Origin of the sequence: Pigmentiphaga sp. GD03639, from assembly GCF_029845405.1 — a bacterium.
Lineage (GTDB): Bacteria > Pseudomonadota > Gammaproteobacteria > Burkholderiales > Burkholderiaceae_B > Pigmentiphaga > Pigmentiphaga daeguensis.
In genome coordinates this window covers 86,045-105,112 of record NZ_JAOCLR010000020.1, presented here as the reverse complement: position 1 = coordinate 105,112, position 19,068 = coordinate 86,045, and the positions used below count along the sequence as shown (strand labels likewise).

Annotated in this window: 19 protein-coding genes; 6 read left to right on the top strand and 13 right to left on the bottom strand. The window is 68.5% G+C overall.

Going from position 1 to position 19,068, the window contains the following annotated elements:
• From N5K27_RS19765 to N5K27_RS19755, 3 genes are all read right to left on the bottom strand, one after another.
• Positions 1-722 (bottom strand): DsbC family protein (locus tag N5K27_RS19765; protein ID WP_347945199.1); only part of this gene is annotated, 722 nt, incomplete at its 3' end.
• A gap of 50 nt (positions 723-772) precedes the next feature.
• A complete protein-coding gene (locus N5K27_RS19760; protein WP_279818277.1) occupies positions 773-2,032 on the bottom strand; it encodes an FAD-dependent monooxygenase in 1,260 nt (419 codons plus the stop codon).
• Positions 2,033-2,088: 56 nt separating this feature from the next.
• On the bottom strand, positions 2,089-2,979 hold the full coding sequence (locus tag N5K27_RS19755; RefSeq protein WP_279818276.1) for a mechanosensitive ion channel family protein: 891 nt from the start codon (positions 2,977-2,979) through the stop codon (positions 2,089-2,091).
• A 292-nt stretch (positions 2,980-3,271) separates the two neighbouring features.
• Between N5K27_RS19755 and N5K27_RS19750 the strand changes: the two genes are divergently transcribed.
• Positions 3,272-4,015: a DUF481 domain-containing protein gene (locus N5K27_RS19750; protein ID WP_279818274.1), complete on the top strand. Its 744-nt coding sequence runs from the start codon at positions 3,272-3,274 to the stop codon at positions 4,013-4,015.
• 39 nt (positions 4,016-4,054) lie between these two features.
• Here the strand turns inward: N5K27_RS19750 and N5K27_RS19745 are convergent, their stop codons facing one another.
• The gene (locus tag N5K27_RS19745; protein ID WP_279818273.1) at positions 4,055-4,384 is read right to left on the bottom strand and encodes a DUF4148 domain-containing protein; all 330 of its coding nucleotides are present in this window, start codon (positions 4,382-4,384) and stop codon (positions 4,055-4,057) included.
• A gap of 153 nt (positions 4,385-4,537) precedes the next feature.
• Between N5K27_RS19745 and N5K27_RS19740 the strand changes: the two genes are divergently transcribed.
• Complete coding sequence (locus N5K27_RS19740) at positions 4,538-5,467, top strand: LysR family transcriptional regulator (protein ID WP_279818272.1); 930 nt, start codon at positions 4,538-4,540, stop codon at positions 5,465-5,467.
• Positions 5,468-5,476: 9 nt separating this feature from the next.
• Here N5K27_RS19740 and N5K27_RS19735 read toward each other — a convergent pair whose 3' ends face one another.
• Genes N5K27_RS19735 through N5K27_RS19725 form a run of 3 tightly spaced genes read right to left on the bottom strand, consistent with a single transcriptional unit; the run spans position 5,477 to position 8,689 of the window.
• The gene (locus tag N5K27_RS19735; protein ID WP_279818271.1) at positions 5,477-7,081 is read right to left on the bottom strand and encodes a bifunctional 3-(3-hydroxy-phenyl)propionate/3-hydroxycinnamic acid hydroxylase; all 1,605 of its coding nucleotides are present in this window, start codon (positions 7,079-7,081) and stop codon (positions 5,477-5,479) included.
• Between the two features lie 5 nt (positions 7,082-7,086).
• The gene (locus tag N5K27_RS19730) at positions 7,087-7,848 is read right to left on the bottom strand and encodes an IclR family transcriptional regulator C-terminal domain-containing protein (RefSeq protein WP_279818269.1); all 762 of its coding nucleotides are present in this window, start codon (positions 7,846-7,848) and stop codon (positions 7,087-7,089) included.
• 7 nt (positions 7,849-7,855) lie between these two features.
• Positions 7,856-8,689, bottom strand: coding sequence for a VOC family protein (locus N5K27_RS19725; RefSeq protein ID WP_279818266.1), 834 nt, complete (start codon positions 8,687-8,689; stop codon positions 7,856-7,858).
• Between the two features lie 112 nt (positions 8,690-8,801).
• Here N5K27_RS19725 and N5K27_RS19720 point away from each other — a divergent pair, with 112 nt between their 5' ends.
• Positions 8,802-9,089 carry a fumarylacetoacetate hydrolase family protein gene (locus N5K27_RS19720; RefSeq protein ID WP_279818264.1) on the top strand — a complete coding sequence of 96 codons (288 nt, stop codon included), beginning with the start codon at positions 8,802-8,804 and terminating at the stop codon, positions 9,087-9,089.
• 12 nt (positions 9,090-9,101) lie between these two features.
• Here N5K27_RS19720 and N5K27_RS19715 read toward each other — a convergent pair whose 3' ends face one another.
• The 3 genes from N5K27_RS19715 to N5K27_RS19705 all read right to left on the bottom strand — a co-directional run bounded on the left by N5K27_RS19715 (position 9,102) and on the right by N5K27_RS19705 (position 12,260).
• Positions 9,102-9,959 carry a tripartite tricarboxylate transporter substrate-binding protein gene (locus N5K27_RS19715; RefSeq protein ID WP_279818263.1) on the bottom strand — a complete coding sequence of 286 codons (858 nt, stop codon included), beginning with the start codon at positions 9,957-9,959 and terminating at the stop codon, positions 9,102-9,104.
• Positions 9,960-10,042: 83 nt separating this feature from the next.
• On the bottom strand, positions 10,043-11,158 hold the full coding sequence (locus N5K27_RS19710; RefSeq protein WP_279818261.1) for a Rieske 2Fe-2S domain-containing protein: 1,116 nt from the start codon (positions 11,156-11,158) through the stop codon (positions 10,043-10,045).
• A gap of 25 nt (positions 11,159-11,183) precedes the next feature.
• Entirely contained in the window at positions 11,184-12,260 is a 1,077-nt protein-coding gene (locus tag N5K27_RS19705; RefSeq protein ID WP_279818259.1) for an amidase, read from the bottom strand.
• Here N5K27_RS19705 and N5K27_RS19700 point away from each other — a divergent pair.
• Positions 12,250-12,945, top strand: a complete 696-nt coding sequence (locus tag N5K27_RS19700; RefSeq protein ID WP_279818258.1) for an ABC transporter substrate-binding protein — start codon at positions 12,250-12,252, stop codon at positions 12,943-12,945. The two genes, N5K27_RS19705 and N5K27_RS19700, sit on opposite strands and share 11 nt — an antisense overlap.
• Before the next feature lie 17 nt (positions 12,946-12,962).
• Here the strand turns inward: N5K27_RS19700 and N5K27_RS19695 are convergent, their stop codons facing one another.
• Positions 12,963-13,487: a hypothetical protein gene (locus tag N5K27_RS19695; RefSeq protein ID WP_279818256.1), complete on the bottom strand. Its 525-nt coding sequence runs from the start codon at positions 13,485-13,487 to the stop codon at positions 12,963-12,965.
• Between N5K27_RS19695 and N5K27_RS19690 the strand changes: the two genes are divergently transcribed.
• Entirely contained in the window at positions 13,475-13,756 is a 282-nt protein-coding gene (locus N5K27_RS19690; protein WP_279818254.1) for an SDR family oxidoreductase, read from the top strand. The genes N5K27_RS19695 and N5K27_RS19690 overlap by 13 nt on opposite strands.
• Here the strand turns inward: N5K27_RS19690 and N5K27_RS19685 are convergent.
• The gene (locus N5K27_RS19685) at positions 13,743-14,354 is read right to left on the bottom strand and encodes a MarR family transcriptional regulator (RefSeq protein WP_279818253.1); all 612 of its coding nucleotides are present in this window, start codon (positions 14,352-14,354) and stop codon (positions 13,743-13,745) included. The two genes, N5K27_RS19690 and N5K27_RS19685, sit on opposite strands and share 14 nt — an antisense overlap.
• A gap of 76 nt (positions 14,355-14,430) precedes the next feature.
• A complete protein-coding gene (gene acnB / locus N5K27_RS19680) occupies positions 14,431-17,016 on the bottom strand; it encodes a bifunctional aconitate hydratase 2/2-methylisocitrate dehydratase (RefSeq protein ID WP_279818251.1) in 2,586 nt (861 codons plus the stop codon).
• Positions 17,017-17,185: 169 nt separating this feature from the next.
• Between acnB and N5K27_RS19675 the strand changes: the two genes are divergently transcribed.
• Complete coding sequence (locus tag N5K27_RS19675; RefSeq protein ID WP_279818250.1) at positions 17,186-19,066, top strand: serine hydrolase domain-containing protein; 1,881 nt, start codon at positions 17,186-17,188, stop codon at positions 19,064-19,066.
• Positions 19,067-19,068: the final 2 nt, after the last annotated feature.

Genomic DNA, 19,068 nt, shown 5'->3' with positions numbered 1-19,068 from the left:
GCGTCGAGTTTCTGGCGCAGCCGTTCGGCGGGAATCGCGCCGCCCACCCGGCTGTCGTCGCCGAAGATGATGGTGGGCGTGCCGGTCACCTGCAGCTTCTTGCCCAGGGCCAGCAGTTCCTTGATCGGCGCGTTGCAGGTGCCGGCCTTGGGCGCCTTGCCGTTCAGCATCCAGTCGTCCCAGGCCTTGCCCTTGTCGGGCGCACACCAGACCGCCTGCGTCTTGACGGTGGAGTCGGGCGACAGGATGGGATAAAGGAAGGTGTAGATGGTGACGTTGTCGATGCCCTGCATCGAATGGCGCAACTGCTTGCAATAGCCGCAGTTGGGGTCCTCGAACAGCGCGATGCGCCGCGACCCGTTGCCGCGCACCTGCTTGATCGCCAGGTTCAGCGGCAGTTCGTTGAACTTCACCGCCAGCAGCTTTTCCTTGCGCTCCCGCGTCACGTTCTTCCGGGTCGAGGCGTCGATCAGGTTGCCGTCCAGCACGAAGTCGACCTTCTCATTCGTATAGACCAGCTCGGCGCCGATGCGCACCTCGTACAGGCCGTACGGCGTGCGGGACACCCCATCGACGCCGACCTGGCCGAAGCGCTGCTCGAAACGCTGCTTGACCCCCTCTTCGGCGGTCGGCTCGCTCGAATTGGCGGCTTGCGCCCAGGCCATGGACATGGGCGCGGCCAGGGCCGCGGTCAGCAACAGGGAAGTCAGCATGCGTTTCATCGATTCTCCTTGTGGGGCCGGCGCCGCGTCTTCGCGCCCGTCCCTCGAAATCATATAGTCGGACCGCCCGGCCATGGCCGGGTTGCGATGCCCGATGCGCCATTGACCAGCATACGCTTGAGCAGGGGCACGCGGTCCACCAGGTCCAGGCCGGCATTGCGCAGCCAGGCCGCCGGCCCGGCCCGGGAGCCGAACAGATGGAACAGGCCGTCGGTGACGGCGCGCATGGCCAGCAGCGGTTCGGCGCGGGCGCGCTGGTAGCGGCGCAGCAGCCGGGGATCGTCGACCGCCCGGTACGGTTCGCGGCCGCCCAGTACCTGCGCCAGCGCCTGCACGTCGCCCAGGCCGAGATTCAATCCCTGGCCGGCCAGCGGGTGCACCACGTGCGCGGCATCGCCCAGGAGGATCACGCCCCGCTGCGCAAGCTGGGGACAATGCTGCAACGTGAGCGGAAAGCCGAACAGCGGGCTGCGCACGCGCAGCGCCCCCAGCCTGCCGCCCGTGGCGGCGGCCAGCCGCGCCTCGAGCGCCGGCGCCCGCTCGTGGTCGGGCAGCGCCAGCAAGGCGTCGGCCCGCGCCCGCGGCATGGACCAGACCATCGAGACCTGGGGCCCTTCGTCCGTATCGTGCATGGGCAGCAGCGCCAGCACCCCGTCGGGGGTGAACCATTGGCAGGCGCACTCCTGATGCGGCAGCGCCGCGGTCAGGTGCACGACCACGCCGGTCGCCCCGTAGTCCGAGCGGCTGACGGCCAGCCCCGCCGCCTCGCGCAGTTTCGAATCGGCGCCGTCCGCCGCCACCGCCAGGCGCGCCTGCAGCGCCTGCCCGCCGGCAGTCCGCAATGTCAGCCCGGGGGCGCCCCGCGCGCCGTCCAGGGCGACGAAATCTTCGGTCGTCCAGCGGATGCCCGACCATTGCACCGCCTGCCGCAGGACCCGCTCCAGCTCGCGCGACTCGGCGATCCAGGCCAGATGGTCGCAACCGGCCTGCCACGCCGACAATCCCAGCCGGCCGGGCCGATCGCCCCACGCCGGCCGGTCGCCGACGATCTCCATGCGCCGCACGCCGGCGATGCGCTCGGCCGGCAGCGCGTCCCAGATGCCCAGCCCGGCCAGCAGGCCGCGGCTGGCCGGCGACAGCGCGTAGACGCGCGGATCGAAGCGGCCGGCCTCGGGCGCGGGCAGCGGCGCGCGCGGGCCGAGCAACTCCACGCGCAGCCCCTGGCGCGCCAGCGCCAGCGCGGCGGCCAGCCCGGCGATACCGGTGCCGACGACGACGATGTCGGCGTGAGGAGAGGAAACCTGGGTCATGGCAGGAACGAGGCCGGGGCCCGTTCACACTAAAAGAAGCCAGTGTACAGCGCGCCTCAGCCGTCCGCCGCCGGTTCCTGCAATTGCCGGTAGTAGTGGGCAAGGACTTCCTGGCCGGTGCGCACGCGCCGATTGCTGGGACAGGGAAAGCGCAGCACCACGTCCAGCCGCTTGGGGTCGACGGGCTCGATCACCGCCAGCGGTTCGCTGGCGGGCAGCGCGATCAGGTAGGCGCCCTCGAGGTGCCGGAAATGCACGTCCGCCTGCTCGAGCCAGGGTTCGCAGACTTCCCTGCCCGCCCGCAGCAGCCGTTCCTGCGCCGCCGGGATGTCGTCGCCGGGCTCCAGCGGCACGCGCACCGATTCCAGCACGAAGATACCCATGGCCGAGATCGTGCGCACGGGATTGAGCAGCAGCATCATGTTGGGAAACCGGCAGACGCGGCCGGTGACCAGCCCCGAGGCGGTCTGCTCCAGCAGCGCCGTGGTGAACAGGTCGATGGTCAGCACCTCGCCTTTCATGCCGCCGATCTCGATCACGTCGCCCACCGAGTAGGACTGCTGCGTGGCGCGCATCAGCGAGCCCAGCGCGCTCATGACGTATTCCTTGCTGGCGATGGCCACCGCGGCCGCCAGCGCCGCCACCGACAGCGCGAAATGGCGCAGTTGGCCGCCCCAGACGAACAGCATCAGCAGCATCGTCGCGATGGCGGTGAAGTTGCGCACGGCCAGATAGCTGGTGCGGCGCTCTTCGGTCGACCCCGATCCCTTGCCCCGGTAGTAGCGGTTGGCCGCGCGCGTGGCGAACGTGGCGGCAAGCAGCACCACCACCGACAGCACGAGCTGGCCGGGCGTATCGGAGGCGGTGAACCAGGTCACCAGCCGGTCCCAGAGCGAAACGAAGACATCCATGTAGACGAGGCGGCGTCCGCCGGAATGAACGATCACGCCATTCTACGTTGGCACCGGGGGGATGGGCAGTGTATGGTGACGCCTGGGCGCATCGTCGCCCAGGCGGCGCGCCCGACAAGCGGCGCGCCCGATCCGGGCAGCGGCCGCGCCGCCCGCCCGTGTTCAACCGCGTCTCGCGACGCACTCCCTCGAGCCACGTCCAGGCCGCCCGCAGTCATGCAGCGCCCGGCCGCGGACTCGTCCAACCCACTCCGAATGGCAACCCGTCATTGAGGATGTCCCGCCGCATGCCCGCCATGCGGCCTGGTGCAATAAGGAGAAAGCATCGATGTTCAAAACCCGACATGTCGTTCCTCTCGCATTCGCTCTCGCAACCGCCCCGGCGTGGGCACAGGCGCCGTTGAAGACCGATGGCAAATGGCGCGGCGCGATCAGCGCCGGCGCCAGCATCGCTTCCGGCAACACCGACTCCACCTCGTTCAATCTCGGCGCCAACGCCGGCCGGGCGAGGGAATACGACCGCCTGAACTTCACGCTGACCGCGCTCTACGGGACCAAGAAGGAAAACGGCAGCAGTTCGGAAACCGCCAACCTGCTGCGCCTGGGCGGCAAGTACGACCGCGACATCACCGACCGGACCTTCGGCTTCGGCTCGCTGGACCTCGAGCACGACAAACTGCAGGAACTGGACATGCGCGGCGTCGCGGCGGCCGGCGTCGGGCGCCACCTGATCAAGACCGAGAAGACGCTGTTCGACGTCTTCACCGGCCTTGCCTACAACCACGAACGCTTCACCACCGAGACGCGCAACTCGACCGAACTGCTGCTGGGCGAGGAATCCAACCACATGATCTCGGATGCCACGTCGCTGAACCAGCGCCTGGCCCTCTATCCCAACCTGAGCGACAGCGGCGAATACCGCATCCAGTTCGACGCGGGCATCACCACCTCGATCACGAAGAAGATCGAACTCAAGGTCACGCTGTCGAACCGCTACATGAGCAACCCGCAGCCCGGCGTGAAGAAATCCGACACGCTGCTGTTGACCAACATCGGCTATCGGTTCGAATAAAGGGGACCTGGGCCCGCCTTGGCGGCGGGCCGGCCCGGATCACAGATTGTTCGGGTATTCGCCCGGACCGCCGGCGCGATGCGCCAGCTCGGCGCGCCTGAGTTCCTCCTTCACCTGCGCGCGGCTCAGCGGCGCGGCGGCCGGCTGCGTGGTCTCGCTGGGGAAGCCTTCCTGGCCGTATTCGATGTTGCCGCGGGCCCTGGCTTCGGCCAGCTCGGCCCGCACTTGCGCGCGGGTCAAGGCATGGGTGGTCGAAATCCCGGGAGGGGGGAAATCGTTGGCGTAGTCGTTGCCCTGGTCGGCATGGGCGGCCGCGCCGACGAGCGAGGCGGCAATCAGGGCGGTATAGGCAAGGGCTTGCACTTTCATGATGAACTCCGTTTTTTCGTTGATCTTTCAGCCAGAATCAAGGGTATGTGCTGATTGCTTGAGTGACCGTGTAGGAATATTGCGCCCTTTGAAGGCATAATTGAAATCAATAAACCGGATTGCTGGTATAAGGATTGGATGATGGCTGGCCGTATGGACTTGAACCTGCTGCTGACGCTGGAGACGCTGCTCAACGAGCGCAACGTCACCAGGGCGGCGGTCAAGCTCAACAGCAGCCAGCCGGCCGTCTCCGCTCAATTGGTGCGTTTGCGGCGGATGTTCGGCGATCCCTTGCTGATACCGGGCGCGCGCGGTATGACGCCGACGCCGCGCGCGCTGGAGCTGGCCCCGCGGCTTTCCGAGTTGCTGGATGGGTTCCGCGCGATCGTCCAGCCCGACCGCTTCGACCCCCGGACGGCACAGGGCAGCATCCTGATCGGCACCAACGACGTGACGCAGTGCCGGCTGGCCAGGTGGTTCGGCGATCTGGCGCAGACGGCGCCGGGCGTGCGGATCGGCTTCGTCACCGCGACGCGCGCGATGGTCCCCGACATCGAGCAGCACATGGCCTCGGGCCAGGTGGATCTCATCATTTCGCGCCGCTCGAGCTTTTCCGACCGGTTGCACGTGCGGCCGCTGCACGACGAGAGCTTCGTCTGCGCGATGCGCTGGGACCACCCCTACCGCAAGAAGCAGCTCACGCTGAAGGACTTCGTCGCCATGCAGCACGTCATCGTGCTGCCGCTGGGCGGAGAGTTCGACGACGCCACGGACGACATCCTGCGGCAGATGGGCCTCGCGCGCCGCACCGTCGTGTCGGTGCCCAGCTTCCTGGTTGCCGAGCGCGTGCTGCGCGGCACGGATTTCGTGTCGGTGTTTCCCGCTACGCTGGTGCGCGGCATGATGTCTTCGCTCAAGAGCTACCCGCTGCCCTACACCCTGCCCCGCATCGAGTTCGGCATGGCCTGGCACGTGCGGACCCACCTGAGCCCGCTGCACCGCTGGGTGCGCGACCGGATCTCGGAAGTGCTGGCGGCGGACCGCGAGGCAAACGACGATCCGATGAGCCGGGTCGCCTGGTAGCCCGGCGTCCTATCGCCGCGGGCCGTAGCGGTCGAACAGCTCCCGCAGCCGCGCCGCCTCGCCCGGGGCGCCGGACAGGAAGGCCAGCACGTAGCGGTCCGGCCGGACCAGCACGGCGCGGGCGTCCGCCCCGGCCAGCACCCGCCGCAGGACGCCGCCGCAGTCCCGCACGACCAGCCGGCCGGGCGCACCCGGTTGCGCCGGCCAGGGGAAATCGTCCTCGGCCGCCACCAGTTCGATCCGCCGCATGCCCGCCGCGGCCACGACGCGGTCGGTATCCGGATCCAGCGGCCGGCCCGCCCAGGCCAGGCAGGCAAAGCCCGGGCCGAGCGCCTCGTCCAGCAGCCGGCGTGCGCCGCCGGGCCACTCCATGCGCGGCTGCGGCAGCAACTGGCCGGCCCTGATCGCCGTGTCGGGCGCCCGGCACGGCAGGAAGAAACCCTGCGCGAAGCGCGGCTTGGGCTTGAACTTGAGCTGCAGCACGTAGTCCCGCGCCGGCGGGTACAGGCTGCAGAGCCCGAGCGCCCATTGCGCCGCCATGGCCTCGAGGCGCGACTTGGGCTGCATGTAGCGGCCGATGCGCATCGCCATCTCGATCAAGGCCCAGGCGTGCGGCTTGCGTTCGAGCTCGTAGGTGTCGAGCAGCGCGGGGCCGCAGCGCCCACCGACCACGGCGTCCAGCTTCCACGCCAGGTTGGCGGCGTCGCGCACGCCGCTGTTCATGCCCTGCCCGGCGAACGGCGGCGTCAGGTGGGCGGCGTCGCCGGCCAGCAGCACCCGGCCGTCGCGCCAGCGCTCGGCCAGGCGGGCGTGAAAGGTGTAGACCACCTTGCGCGCGATCGGCAGGTCTTCGTCGAGCGGCTCGCGGGCGCGGATCCAGCCGCGCAGGCGGGTCTCGTCCAGCACGTGCTCGGCGGTCTCGCCCTCTTTCAGCATGAATTCGTACCGCACCGTGCCCTGCGGGCCCGGCAGCCGGATCGCCGGACGGACCGGATCGCAATAGGTGCGGGTATGGCGGAACGGCGTCCGGCGATCGAGCAGGTCCACGATCAGCCATTTCTCGGCGAAGGTGTCGCCCGACAGCGCGATGCCCAACTGCTCGCGCACCCCGCTGCGCCCGCCGTCGCAGGCCACCAGCCAGTCGCAGCTCAGCGTGACCGGCGTGCCGCGATGATCGATCTCCAGCACGACCTTGTCGGCATCCTGCTCGAAGCGCCGCAATTCATGCTCGAACTTCGTCTCGACATGCGCAAACCGCTCCAGCCCGGCGCATAGCTGGGCCGCCAGCACGGCCTGCCGGAACGCGTTGCGCTTGGGATAGCCGTACTCGGTCGACTGCGGTTCGATGCGGGCGAACTCGCGCCCGGACCAGGAAAAATAGTGGACGCCGTAGCCCTGCACGATGGACGGCAGTATCTCGTCCACCAGTCCCGCCGACTGGGCGGTGCGCAGGCTCTCGTCGTCGATGGACACGGCGCGGGGTTCGTCCACCGTCGATGCGTTGCGCTCCAGCAGCAAGGTGCGGACGCCATGGACACCGAGCAGGTTCGCCAGGGTCAAGCCGGTCGGACCGGCACCGAGAACGATGACCGGATAGTGGGAAGTTGCTTGCATGATCGCTATCTTTTGCTGCGAGCCCGCAGACGTTCGTTTTCGAGAGTCGATTCGATGGCAGAGGCCACCGAGAAGAGCCGGGACAGCACGGTCTTGCCGCGCGCCGCCGGCAGCCTGGCGAGCGGCACGACGACACTGAGGCTGCCCAGGACCCGCTGGCCGTCCAGCAGGGCGACGGCCAGTCCGGCCATGCCCGGATCGACCTCGCTGTGCGTCACGCAGGCCCTGGCCTCGCGCAGCGGTTCGAGTGCGGCCAGGAAACCCTGCAGGCCGGACGGAAAACCGGCCCGCACGATGGCGGCGCGGTCCCGGTGCCATAGCCGTTCCAGCTCGGCGCGCGGCAGGTGGGCCAGGATGACCTTGGAGGTGGCTCCCAGGTACAGCGGCATGGCGCGGCCGCGCTCGTAGCTGACCGGCGCAACCGGATCGGCGGGCACCTCCTGGTGAATGCACAGGACCTTGTCGCCGTGGACCCGGCACAACAGCACGGTTCCGCCGGTTTCGGCGGCAAGCTTGCGCAACAGCGAACCGGACGCCTGCAGCAGCGGATCGGCCAGGCGGATCTGGCGATCCAGCTCGACGATCAGCGGCCCCAGCGCATAGCCCCGGTCCGCCACCCGCTCGAGCAGGCCGGCCTCTTCCAGCGCCTTCAGGTCCCGGTAGATGCTGGCCCGCGACACGCCCAGCTCCGCCATGAGCTGGGCCGGCTTGCGCACCGGGCGGCTGAGGTCGAAGGAACCGAGGATGCGCAGCAGACGTTCCGACACGGCCGCCTCAATCACGCATGATGGCCTTGCCCCAGAGGTTGAGGGTGCGTTCCTCGTGCACCCACACTCCCGCGGGACGATCCGGCGCGCAGACTTCGATCTCGGCCGAGATCTCGGCCAGGTTGCCGTCGGGGTCGCGCACCATGAAGAACACGTCGTCGCCGGGCCCGTGGCGGCCGATGCCCCACACGATGGTCTCGCGAATGGTGGCCATGTGGTCGCCCCAGGTCTTCATGTCGTTCCATGAGGCGGTCTCGAAGGACTGGTGATCGAAACAGTTCACGGGCGCGCGGAACAGCGCCAGCGCATGATGCAGGGTCTCGGTGCGCAGGAAGCAGGCGCGCAGCACCCCCTCGTCGTCCTGGACCCGGTCCGACAGCGTGAAGCCGAGCACGCCTTCGTAGAAGGCCAGCATGGGGGCGGGATCCAGGGTGCGCAGCGCGAAGTGCTGCGTATGGGCCGGCGGCAAATCATTGCCGGACGCCGGGCCCGGCGGCGCGCCGGGGCGCAGCGCGAAGACGGCGAGATTGCCGTCGGGGTCGCGCGCCGCCAGCGCGTCCTCGTACGGCACGGGCAGCGGCGGCACCTCGGCCGTGGCGCGCGCGCCCACCCGTTCCTTGAAAGCCTGCCAGCGCCCGGCGTCCGCGAAGCCGAACAGCGCGTATGCCAGGCGGTTGGCCGGGCCCGCCGACAGCACGAGCATGCGCCCCGGCGCGGCGCACACCCAGCGGCCGGCCTCGGCGCGCGGCGCCAGGCCGTGCGTGCGGGAGTAGAAATCCGCCAGCCGCTGCGGGTCCGGCGAGGTCAAGTGCAGATGATGCAGCGATGCGCCCAATTCCATCGTTTCGTTCCACCCATAGGGTCCCATTCCCCGTTGGGCAGACTATCCCGCGCCGCGCCGCCCGGGTCAACGGAATTTCTCACTGGCTGAGACAAGAAGAAGGTGGGTCCAAGTGGGCGATCCGTCGCAGTTGCAAGGCCGGCTCTGGGTGAACGACGAGCTCAGGCAGGATGCGAACAACCGCAACTTCGTCCTCGACGTTCCCGGCATGGTGGAAATGGCATCGCAGATGATGACCCTCGAGCCTGGCGACATCATCGCCGGCGGCACGCCGGCCGGTGTCGGGCCGATCAGGCACGGCGATCGGGTCCGCATCGCCTTCGACAACATAGGCTCGATGGTCGTCAATGTCGTGCAAGGCCGCGCCGGAGGCGGGCCCTTGTTTCGACACCCCGCATAGCATCGGGCTGCGTCAGTTGGGCGCGATGCCGCGGGCCTCGATGACCCGCGCCCAGCGCGCGAGGTCCGACTTCACCAGCGCCCCCAGTTCGGCCGGCGTGCTGATCGCGCCGGCCATGCCCTGGGCCGACAGGCTTTGGCGCATGTCGCGGTCGGCCAGGGCCTCCTGCGCCTGACGATGCAGCTTGTCGACGATGGCCGCGGACGTGCCCGCGGGTGCGAACAGCCCATACCAGAGATCCACGTCGAACGGCTTGCCGAGCGACTCCGCGACCGTGGCCACGTCCGGCAGGGCCGGGTGCCGCACGGGGCTCGATACCGCGAGCGCATGCATCTTGCCGGCCTCGATCTGGGCCAGCGCGGACTGGATGGCCAGGTGCTGCGGCGTGCCGACCCCGGCCGAGGCATAGTTGTATTGCCCCGGCGCCTTCGCGGCCGCCGCCACGAACTCGGCAAGATTGCGCGCCGGCACCTTGCTGCCGGCCACCAGCACCATCGCCCCCTTGAACAGCAAGCCGACCGGAGCGAAATCGCGCACCGGATCGTAGGGCAGGTTCTTGTACAGGCTGGGGTTCATGGCCAGCGTATTGGCGACGACCAGCAAGGTGTAGCCGTCTGGCGCCGAGCGGGCGACGAACTCGGTGCCGATGTTGCCGCCCGCGCCGACCTTGTTCTGCACGATGAAGGGCGTCTTCATGCCCACGCGCAATTTTTCGGCCAGCGCGCGCGTGGCAGTGTCGATGCCCGTACCGGCGCTGTACGGCATGATCAGGGTGACGGGCCGGGCCGGATAATCGTGGACCTGCGCCCATGCCGGCGCGGTCAGCGCGGCCGCGATGCCCATGCCGAAGACTGCCACAAGCTTCTTCATGTTCCACCTCTGCTAGACACGACGGGAAACACGGCGGCGGTCCGGATGGACCGCCGCCACGACACTGCGTTGCGGGGACGCGCTCAAACGGGAAACGCCAGCGAGGCGGGCGTCGGGGTCGGCTCGTCGGCGGGCGCGCGCCGACTGTCCTGCTGCGCCACGAACGCCGCGGCGAGGCGCCGCCGGATCCGCATCATGTCGCGGTCCGGCCCGAACAGGATCTCGTTCTTGCGGGACTCCACCAGATCGCCCGCCACGCGGGCCATCTCCCGGTCTTCCGCCCCCGTCTTCAACTGCCTGGGCTTGACCACGGCCTCGAAATGCCGGGCCAGGCGCTCGCGTTCCTCGGCCGTCTCGGCGCGCCACGCCGCGTAGCGGAACAGCCGCGTGCGATGGTAGTCGATCGGCACCTGGAACAGCCGCGACACGTAGGCGGCATCGCCGGCCTTGGGGCGCAGCACATTGGAGACGAGGCCGGGCAGATTGAAACGCTCGCCCTTGAACTTGTCCAGGCCGTGGCCATGATCGAGCATGTTGCCCTCCAGGTCCACGGAGATGCCCCGCAGGCCATGGCCGTCGGTCTCGACGATCTTGACCCGCCGGTCCTCCAGCGGCGTCAGCTTCGGCGCCGTCCCCTCCCCGCCCGCGCCCAGGTAGCGGGCCACGGCTTCATGGTATTGCGACTCCATGTGCAGGGTGACGGCATGATAGGCATCGCCGCCATCGATCACCAGCAGCCAGTTCGCGCCCCATTCGTCGGTCGGCAGCCGGAAATGCACGAAGCGGTCGGGATCCCCGATGTAGGCCCACACGTAGCCGCCCAGCTCGACGCAGGGATAGGACCGGGCACGGGCCTTGAACAACTGCCCGGCGTCGGCGTCGGTTTCCCAGGGGATCAGCGTGCATGCGCCGCCGCGGTCGTATCGCAGGCCGTGGTAGGCGCACTGCAACTGCCCGTCCAGCACCCTGCCGCTGGACAGCTTGACGTACCGGTGCGGGCACCTGTCGTACAGCACGCCCGGCGTACCCTGCTTGTCGCGGAACAGCACCAGGTCCTCGTTCAGACAGTGCGTGCCGATCGGCTTGTCGGCCGCCAGCTCCTCGCTCTGCGCCACGGGATACCAATAGTTCCTCAACCCCAGTTCCAACCCCCGCGGCACGCCGCGCACGAGTTCCGGGACATCCTGCCTATCGCTCACGTTCTCCTCCTGTCAGGGCTAGACGTCAGCATTCATTCAAATAGATAGCTAACGTTTTATTAAAGTGAAAACAGCCTTTCACGCCTGCATGGCCTGTTCGCATTCCCCAGGCCCAGGCAAGCAATCGGGCATCGCTGCCGGGCACGCCGGTCAACTGGATGCCGATACCCGGGTGCCACGACACCGGCACCGAGATCGAAGGCGCCCCCGCCGCGTTGGCGAAGGCCGCATAGATCGCCCCTGCCCGCGGCGAGGCCGGCCCGCCGTCGATGCGCGCCGGGTAAGGCTCGTCGTGCGGCCAGGCAAGACAGGGGGATGCCGGCGACAGGACCACGTCCGCCTCCGACCAGAGCGCCCGGAGCTGCTGCCGCCATTCCAGCAGCCGCGCAACCGTGCGATACATGTCGGCGGCGGTGGATTCGGACGAGCGCCGGGCCAGGTCCCGCAAGGGCGCCGGCAGCGCCGCTTCGTCCAGGCCCAGCTCGTCGACGGCAGTGCGCACGCCGTGCGGAATGAGTTCCGACCAGAACGCGTCGACCTGGGCCACCGAATAAGGCATGGGCCGCCAATCGATCCGGTGGCCGGCGCGCGCCAGGCGCTCCGCGCATGTGTTCAACGCCGCGGTGACCTCGGGCTCCTGCCCCTGCGCGGGCGGAGAAACGGCGAGGATGCGCGCGCGCCGCGCCTGCGCCCGGTCGCGCAGCCACGCCTCGGGCCGCCCGGCATCCGTCCGCCAGGGAAAACAGGAACCGTCGACGGCAAGCACCGCGGTCAGCAGCGCGCAGTCCTCCACCGACCGCGCCATGGGCCCCACGACCTGGAAATCGAGAGAAGTGCGGGGAAAGCCGCTGGAGGACCGGGTGGCGCCGGCGGACGGCTTGAAGTCGACCGTGCCGGTATAGGCGGCCAGGCGCCGGATCGACCCTCCGGCATCGGTGGCCAGGGCCAACGCCCCGATGCCGCAGGCCAGCACGGCCGCCGCGCCGCCGCTGGAACCGCCCGGCGTCAACACCGGCACAAGCGGATTGCGCGTCGGTCCGTATATCTCGTTGCCGGTGACGGCCGCCAGGGCCATCGGCGGGACATTGGTCTTGCCCAGCACGATCGAGCCCGCCCGCCGGCCGGCCCGCCGCGAACCGGCGGTCCGCCTCCCTGGCCTCGGCCAGCAGGGCGCCGCCCACGTCGACGCGCCGCATGCGCTGGCCGGGCAACGCATCGGCGTGCTCAGCATTCCCGGCCAGACCGGGGTCAGCGCCGCCGCGATGCTGGACAAGTGGAAGCTGCGCCTCGAGGACGTGGAACTGCTGGAGCTGGGCACCTACCCGGCGATCTACCGGGCCTTGCAGGAGGGCCGCATCGCGGCCGGCGTCCTGACCGCCGACTACGAGGTGGCCGGCTCGGTCGCCTTCGGCCTGCGCAGGCTGGCCGACCTGGGCCAGGAACTGCGCTTCCAGGGCCCCATAGTCGCCACCACCCGCGGCTATGCCCGCGCCCACCCGGAGCGCGTGCAGCGCGCGGTCGACGCCTACGTGCAGACGATCGCGCTGTTCCTGGACCAGCCGGACCGGGTCCTGGAAAGCATGAAGCGCCACCTGGGCTTCCTGAACCACGAACAGGCGCTGGCGGTCCATGCTTTCTATGCCCGGCGCTTCCAGCGCCGGCCCTATCCCTCGGAAGCTGGCATGCAGCGGGTCATCGACCTGTACGCGCCTTCCTACTCGCGTTCCGCCCTCCGGCTGGACGAGATCTGGGACCGCTCTTTTCTCGACCGCAGCCTGCAGCCATGACGGGCAGGCCGACAACTTCATCGCAAGGATGACACCATGGACCTGGGAATCGCCGGACGCACGGCACTGATCACGGCATCGAGCAAGGGCATAGGCAAGGCCTGTGCGATGGAGCTGGCCAGCCAGGGCGCGCACGTCGTCATGTGCGCGCGCGGGCGGCCGCAGCTGGAACAGGCGGCCGACGAGGTGCGCTCGGTGGCGCGGGGCGAGGTCACGGCCATTCCCCCGGATCTGACCTCGGCCGCGGACATCGAAGCGCTGGTCGATGCCGCCGAACGGCAGCACGGCGGCGTCGACATCCTCGTCTCCATCGGCGGCTCGCCCAAGCGCGGCGGATTCGATGCCATTTCCGAACAGGACCTGCGCGACGCCTTCGAGATGTCGGTCATCGCCGCCTTCCGGCTGCTGCACCGCACGCTGCCCGGCATGCGGGCCCGGGGCTGGGGCCGCGTGGTCACCGTGCAGGCGCGGTCGGTGTGCGAACCGATACCCGACCTGGTGACCTCGGTGACCACCCGCCCCGGCGTCAATGGCCCGTTCAAGGTATTTGTCCAAGGAAGTGGCCGGCGACGGCGTCCTGCTCAACACCATCGTGCCCGGACGCATCATGACCGACCGCTTCAAGCGCGGCCAGGAGCTGGCCGCCGACAGCCAGGCCTACACGGCTGGCAAGCTGGCCGGCATTCCCGTCGGGCGCTTCGGACAACCCGAGGACATCGCCGCGGCCGTGGCCTTCCTGTGCTCGGAACGCGCCTCGTACATCAACGGCACGGCATTGCAGGTGGACGGCGGCGTCATCAACGCCATCTGAGCGCGCCCGCCCGCGGGGGCATCATTCGGCGGACGCGATGTTGGCTTCTATCCGGCCCAGCACGCGGCGGAAGGTGGCCAGGTCCGTTTTGCTGATGCCCCCCCAGGGCCACTTCGTTGATGTGCTCGACCCTGGGCAGCAGCACTTCCTCCAGGCTCCTGCCCTTGTCGGTCAGGAACACCAGGACCTTGCGCTTGTCCTCGGAATCGGGCTGCAGATCCACCATCTTCTGCGCCTCGAGCTTGCGCAGCGCCGCCCACGCCGTGGGCTGGGTCAGCCCCACCATCTCGGCGATCTCGCGCTGACTCACCCCGTCCTTTTCCCACAACGCGCGCAGGAAGAACCACATGCCATGCGAGATTCCCGCGCTGCTGATCTGCTGTTCCATGATCGGGCGCCAGCGGCGGAAGGTCCTGCCGAGCAGGAAGCCTATGCTGCGATCGATGGGATAGTCTTGAGTGCGCATAATCGTGAGGCATCGTTGAACCCGGTCAATGATAGCCGCCTCCGGCCGCGCCTCGTCCGACGCACGAACCGGTTCGCCCAGCGGGCGTCGCATAAAAAAACCCGACGCAACCACGTCGGGATTTCCAGACACGACACGGTGGATCCGGCTCCGCCGGTCCACCGCCGTCGGCCCCCCCGCGCGTAAGCGCGTAAGGGGGGCACACAGATCAAACCCCTACCGAATCCGCCACATCCTTGAAGTCCGGAATCTGGTCGAAGTTCATGTAGCGATAGATGTTCTTCTCGTCCTTGGCCAGCACGCCGGTCTCGGCCATGTACTCTTCCTTGGTCGGAATGCGGCCCAGGCGCGAGCAGACGGCGGCCAGTTCGGCGGAACCCAGGTACACGAAGGAGTTCTTGCCCAGGCGGTTGGGGAAGTTGCGGGTGCTGGTCGACATGACCGTCGCGCCTTCGCGGACCTGCGCCTGGTTGCCCATGCACAGCGAGCAGCCCGGCATTTCCATGCGGGCGCCGGCCGAGCCCAGGACGCCGTAGTGGCCTTCCTCGGTCAGCTGTTTCTGGTCCATCTTGGTGGGCGGCGCCACCCACAGCTTGACCGGGATGTCGCGCTTGCCTTCCAGCAGCTTGGACGCCGCGCGGAAGTGGCCGATGTTGGTCATGCAGCTGCCGATGAATACTTCGTCGATCTTGGCGCCGGCCACCTCGGACAGGGTCTTCACATCGTCGGGGTCGTTCGGGCAGGCCACCAGGGGCTCGTGCACGTCGGCCAGGTCGATATCGATGACGGCCGCGTATTCGGCGTCGGCATCGGGCTCGAGCAGTTGCGGGTTGGCCAGCCAGGCTTCCATGGCCTTGATGCGGCGGCCGATGGAGCGCTCGTCTTCGTAGCCGTTGGCGATCATCCACTTCAGCAGCGTGATGTTGCTGTTGATGTACTCGATGATCGGTTCCTTGTTCAGGCGCACCGTGCAGCCGGCGGCCGAACGCTCGGCCGAGGCGTCGGACAGTTCGAACGCCTGTTCGGCCTTCAGGTCCGGCAAGCCTTCGATTTCCAGGATGCGGCCCGAGAACACGTTCTTCTTGCCTTGCTTCTCGACCGTCAGCAGGCCCTGCTTGATGGCGTAGTAGGGAATGGCGTTGACCAGGTCGCGCAGCGTGACGCCGGGCTGCAGCTTGCCCTTAAAGCGGACCAGCACCGATTCCGGCATGTCCAGCGGCATGACGCCGGTGGCGGCCGCGAAAGCGACCAGGCCCGAACCGGCCGGAAAGCTGATGCCGATGGGGAAGCGGGTGTGCGAATCGCCGCCGGTGCCGACGGTGTCGGGCAGCACCATGCGGTTCAGCCAAGAGTGGATGATGCCGTCGCCCGGGCGCAGCGAGATGCCGCCGCGATTGCTCATGAACTCGGGCAGCGTGTGCTGCGTCTTGACGTCCACGGGCTTGGGATAGGCGGCGGTGTGGCAGAACGACTGCATCACCAGGTCGGCCGAGAAGCCCAGGCAGGCCAGGTCCTTCAGCTCGTCGCGGGTCATGGGGCCGGTGGTGTCCTGGCTGCCGACCGAGGTCATGCGCGGCTCGCAATAGGTGCCCGGACGGATACCCTTGCCTTCCGGCAGGCCGCAGGCGCGGCCGACGATCTTCTGGGCCAGCGTGTAGCCCTTGCCGGTGTCGACCGGTTCCTTGGGCAGGCGGAACAGCGTCGAGGGCGGCAGGCCCAGCGCTTCGCGCGCCTTGGCGGTCAGGCCGCGGCCGATGATCAGCGGAATGCGGCCGCCGGCGCGCACTTCGTCGAACAGCACGTCGGACTTGAGCTCGAATTCGGCGATCACTTCGCCGTTCTTCAGGGCCTTGCCTTCATAGGGGCGCAGTTCGACGACGTCGCCCATTTCCATCTTGGAGACGTCCAGCTCGAGCGGCAGCGCGCCCGCGTCTTCCATGGTGTTGTAGAAGATGGGGGCGATCTTGCCGCCCAGACAGACGCCGCCGAAGCGCTTGTTGGGAACGAAGGGGATGTCCTCGCCGGTCCACCACAGCACGGAGTTGGTGGCCGACTTGCGCGACGAACCGGTACCGACCACGTCGCCGACGTAGGCGACCGGGTGGCCTTTTTCCTTCAGTTCGTTGATGAGCTTGAGCGGACCGACCTTGCCGGGCTCCTGCGGCTCGATGCCCGGACGCGGGTTCTTCAGCATGGCCAGCGCATGCAGCGGGATGTCGGGGCGGCTCCAGGCATCAGGGGCGGGCGACAGGTCGTCGGTATTGGTTTCGCCGGTCACCTTGAACACGGTCACGGTCAGGCTTTGCGGCACTTCCGGGCGGCTGGTGAACCATTCGGCTTCGGCCCAGCTCTGCAGCACGGCCTTGGCGTTGGCGTTGCCCTTGTCGGCCTTTTCCTTCACGTCGTGGAAGGCGTCGAACATCAGCAGGGTATTCTTGAGGCCGTCGGCGGCGATGCCGCCCATCTGGGCGTCGTCCAGCAGCTCGATCAGCGCGCCGATGTTGTAGCCGCCCAGCATGGTGCTGAGCAGTTCGGTGGCCTTGGTGCGGTCGATCAGCGGGCAGGTGTCCTTGCCCAGCGCCACGGCGGCCAGATACGAGGCCTTGACCTTGGCGGCGTCGTCCACGCCGGCCGGCACGCGATGGGTCAGCAGATCCAGCAGCGCCTGCTCCTCGCCCTTGGGCGGGTTCTTGAGCAGTTCGATCAGGTCGGCGGTTTGCTGCGCCGACAGCGGCAGCGGAGGAATGCCGAGCGCGGCCCGCTCGGCTACGTGTTGACGGTAGGATTCAAGCATTGGAGGTGTCCCGGTATGAAGGGATTGAGGGCGATCGCCGGGATTGTAGGACTAGCGGCGGCGAGCCGCAACTGTCTTATATCTTATATAAGACATAAACAGTGTCTCCGCACGGTCGAGCCGGGATAGAATCGTTTTCCCGATATTCGGCCACGTAAGGGTAATCGAGATGAATTCAACGAAACTGAATCTGGATTGCCCCGACGGGGCCCGGCCGGCAGGGATCGCGCTCCCGCTTTCCCCATCGCGCCGCCACTGGCTGCAATTCGCCGGCGCCGGCGCCCTGCTCCATGCCCTGCCCGGCTGCGGAGGCGGCGACGACCCCGCTCCCGACGCCGGCCGGTTGTCCGAGGCCATCCAGTGGGGGCGCGACGCCATCCGCCAGGCCTTGCAGAAGAACCAGGCCACCGCGGTCTCGGTCGCGCTGATGACCAGCGAAGGCGTCATCTGGCAGGAAGCCTTCGGGGTCGCGGATCCCCAGGGCAAGGTGGCCGCCACGGTCGACTCCCGCTTCAACATCGGCTCGGTCAGCAAGGTATTGGCCGCGCTGGCGGCGATGGTGCTGTGCGACCGGGGCAAGCTGGCGCTGGATGCGCCCATCACCCGCTATCTGCCCCGCTTCTCGATGCTTTCCAGCGAGTACGACCAGATCACGCTGCGCCACCTGCTCAGCCATTCATCCGGGCTGCCCGGTACCAATTGGCGCAACATTTTCGCATTCGAGCCCATCGCCGGCTACGCGCAGGACACCGAGGACGGCCTGGCCTACTTCCACCTGAAGCACCAGCCGGGGGAACTGGCGGTCTATTGCAACGACGGCTTCACCATGGTGGAAAACCTGGTGGCGGCGGTCACGGGCCAGTCGTACGCCGAGTTCGTGCGGCGCGAGATCCTCGAACCCCTGGGCATGAGCCATTCCGCCTACCCGGTACAGCCCTTCCCCGAAGGCAGCTTCGTACACCCGGTGTACGAAGGGCGGCGCATGGGACAGGAATTCGTGTCTGCCTACGCCACCGGCGGCCTGGCCTCCACCCCCGGCGACATGATGCGGCTGGCGAAGATGTTCCTGGACCTGGGCATGTACCAGGGCAAGCGCCTGCTGTCGCAGGCGGCGGTCCAGGAGATGGGCACCGATCAGACCAAGGGCCTGCGCATCAACCCCTGCCCCGAATGGCGCTGGGGCCTGGGCTGGGACTCGACGCGGCAGCCCGGCCTGGACAGTGTCGGCATCAAGGCCTGGCAGAAGAACGGCGGCACGAGTTTCTTCTCGACCGAGTTCTTCGTGCTGCCCGACCAGCGCATGGCCCTGCTGCTGACGGGGGCCGGCACCACCTACGGGCCGCTGCGCATCGCCGAAGGCGTGCTGCTGCGGGCCCTGGCCGCCACACGCGCGATTCCGGCCGTGCCGGCGGTGCTGGAAGGCATCCCCGCGGCGGCGTCGCCGTCCATCGATGCCGCCGGCCTGGCGGGCATCTATGCCAATTACGAAGGACCATACAAGGTACAGGCCGCCAGTGCGGGCACGATCGACGTGCTGCACAGGAAGGCCGGCGCCTGGGACCCGATCGCCACGGGCCTGACCCTGCGCGCCGACGGCTGGTGGTGGAACGACGCGCCTTCGGGGAACAGCTACCGCTGGCTGACGCTGGACGGCAAGCACTACATGATCCAGCGCGTGCCGGCAGGCTGGGGACATTACCGGCTGACCATGTCCGTGGGCCAGCGCCTGGCGCCGCTGCCGCCGCTGTCCGCCGCCTGGCAAGCCCGCCTGGGCACGCGCTGGGAACCGACCAACGAATCGCCCGAGTCGGTGGCGCTGGTCCTGGGCGATGGCATCGCCTCGCTGAGCGCGCTGCCCGAGTTGCCGGGATACGTGATGTGGAACGACGGCCAGCTGCTGCGCCCCGATGGCGACGACCGCGCCAGGATGACGATACAGGTGCCCGTCAATCATGGGCGCGACCTGGTCGAGCTCGAATTCTCGACGGTGGACGGCCAGCCGCAGATGCGGTCGGGGTCATCGCTCTATCGGTTGCTGGCAGAGGACTGATC

Coding starts and splice junctions, on each gene's coding strand:
- N5K27_RS19760 (WP_279818277.1), bottom strand. CDS start 2,032: ATGACCCAGGTTTCCTCTCCTCACGCCGACATCGTCGTCGTCGGCACC.
- N5K27_RS19750 (WP_279818274.1), top strand. CDS start 3,272: ATGTTCAAAACCCGACATGTCGTTCCTCTCGCATTCGCTCTCGCAACC.
- N5K27_RS19745 (WP_279818273.1), bottom strand. CDS start 4,384: ATGAAAGTGCAAGCCCTTGCCTATACCGCCCTGATTGCCGCCTCGCTC.
- N5K27_RS19740 (WP_279818272.1), top strand. CDS start 4,538: ATGGACTTGAACCTGCTGCTGACGCTGGAGACGCTGCTCAACGAGCGC.
- N5K27_RS19735 (WP_279818271.1), bottom strand. CDS start 7,081: ATGCAAGCAACTTCCCACTATCCGGTCATCGTTCTCGGTGCCGGTCCG.
- N5K27_RS19725 (WP_279818266.1), bottom strand. CDS start 8,689: ATGGAATTGGGCGCATCGCTGCATCATCTGCACTTGACCTCGCCGGAC.
- N5K27_RS19715 (WP_279818263.1), bottom strand. CDS start 9,959: ATGAAGAAGCTTGTGGCAGTCTTCGGCATGGGCATCGCGGCCGCGCTG.
- N5K27_RS19690 (WP_279818254.1), top strand. CDS start 13,475: ATGGCCCGTTCAAGGTATTTGTCCAAGGAAGTGGCCGGCGACGGCGTC.
- acnB (WP_279818251.1), bottom strand. CDS start 17,016: ATGCTTGAATCCTACCGTCAACACGTAGCCGAGCGGGCCGCGCTCGGC.
- N5K27_RS19675 (WP_279818250.1), top strand. CDS start 17,186: ATGAATTCAACGAAACTGAATCTGGATTGCCCCGACGGGGCCCGGCCG.